1 protein-coding gene is annotated in these 1,826 nt (G+C 73.8%); it reads right to left on the bottom strand.

Annotation, left to right across the window (positions count from 1 at the left end; genetic code table 11):
• Window positions 1-26 precede the first annotated feature (26 nt).
• On the bottom strand, window positions 27-1,610 hold the full coding sequence (locus tag ACFUEL_RS39255) for an HtaA domain-containing protein (protein ID WP_380242940.1): 1,584 nt from the start codon (window positions 1,608-1,610) through the stop codon (window positions 27-29).
• Between the last annotated feature and the right edge of the window lie 216 nt (window positions 1,611-1,826).

The raw sequence follows: 1,826 nt of genomic DNA, 5'->3' as shown, positions 1-1,826 counted from the left end.
GTGCGGGCCCGACGCGTCCGCTCCGATCACTCGGCGGCGCGGGTAGTGGAGGTGGCGGCGGAGGAGGAGCGGCGGCGCGCCAGGACGGTGGTCGCCCCGCCGACCAGCAGCAGCCCGGCCGCCGTCGCCAGCAGCGGGACGGTGCCGGTGCCGCCACCGGTGTAGGCCAGTTCACCGCCGTCGGCACCGGAGGTGGTGAGGGTGGCACCACCGGTGGTGGCACTGGTGCCGCTCCCGGTGGAGGTGGAGGTGGAGGGGGAGTCGGAGGCGGACGGCAGGGTGGCGGAGCGGTTGAAGGAGAGCACCGCGGTCACCGGGGCCAGCGCCTTGCCCTCCTCGTACTGCCCGAACACCGGCGTGCCCTCGGCCGTCAGCGTCGCCGGGACCTGGCGCAGCGTCACCACGCCGTCGACCGGGGTGAAGTCGGCCTTCGACACGTCCAGTTCGGCGACCCGGGCCCCGGACAGCCTGACCGGCTCCCCGCCGGAGAGGGACTTGGCGGTCACGTCCGCCACCAGGTACGCGCCGGAGGCGTCCACCCGGATGCCCAGCTTCGACAGCACGGTGTCCAACCGGTACTGACCGTCGGCCCCCCGGTGGCCGAGGAAGCGCACCGACCCGGCGAAGTCCGCCGACAGCGCGTGGGTGTCCGTCCGGTAGCTGCCGCTGCCCGACCCGAACCCGAACCCGGCCGCGCCGCCGCCGAACTCCACCTTGCCCGCGGCGATCGGCCCCGTCACGTAGGCCAGGAAGTCCTCCTGCACCTTCCACTCCAACCGGCCGTCCACGACCGCCAGTTCGTTGCCCGTCGGGGTGGAGGCGGACGCGGATGCGGAGGGCGAGGGCGAGGGCTCGGGCGAGGAGGAAGCGGAGGGAGCGGAGGAGGGGGAGGCGGACGGCTCGGTGGACGGTTCCGTCGAGGGCTCGGTCGAAGGCCCGGCGGACGGCTCGGCCGAGGTGGAGGGGGACGGCGACGGGGCGGGCGTCTGCTCGAGGACGATCGACAGCGGGTCCAGGGCGGTGCCCGCCGGGTAGAACCCGGCGAACGTCTTCGCGCCCTCGGCGGTCAGGGTGGCCGCGGTGGCCCCGCCGTTGGTGGTGCCGCGGGCCACGGTGAAGGTCGCCAGCGGGACGTCCTCGCGGAGGGTCGGGGCGGCCGCGCCGACGGTCTCCTTCGAGGCGGTGTCCGCGATGAGGGTGCCGGTACTGCCCTCGGTGCTGATCCGCAGGTCGCTGAACGCGACGTCCAGCGCGCCGTCGTGGGCGAGGAAGCGCACCCCGCCCTCGAACGTGGCGTTCAGTCGGTGGGTCGTCGTGTCGTAGCCCGCGGAGGCCAGGTTGAAGTGGTACGAGCCGTCCTGGTTGACGGTGGCTCCACCGCTCGTGGTGGCACTGCCGCCACCGATCGGACCGGTCACGTAACTGCGGAACTTCGCCAGCACGCCCCAGTCCAGCGAGCCGGCGTCGTAACTGACGGTGGTGGGGGCACCGGCACCGGCACCGAAGGCGAGGGCGGGCAGGCCGAAGGCGGTCAGACCGAGACCCGCGGTCGCGGCGGCGAGAGCGGCCAGCCGGGTGCGGTTGCGGTGGCGGGCGGGGGCGTGGGACATGGGTGTGGCTCCGGGGGATCGTGACGGGTATTCAGGGCGGCGGGTATTCAGGGGATCGGCAAGAACGGCGGGAGGCGAAACCAGGGGCTCGGGGAACGGCGAGGCCGTGGCTGCGAGCGGTTCACTGCCGTTGCGCGCGTGGGCTTTTGGTTCTGTTACGGCACGCAGCACCACGGACCTTCGATGGGCTCCGGCCGTCAGCAGCTCGGACTCGCC

Source organism: Kitasatospora sp. NPDC057198, assembly GCF_042670125.1.
In the GTDB taxonomy this organism is placed as follows: Bacteria; Actinomycetota; Actinomycetes; order Streptomycetales; family Streptomycetaceae; genus Kitasatospora.
The sequence above is the reverse complement of the archived record's forward strand: the minus strand, read 5'-3'. Positions and strand labels throughout refer to the sequence as shown.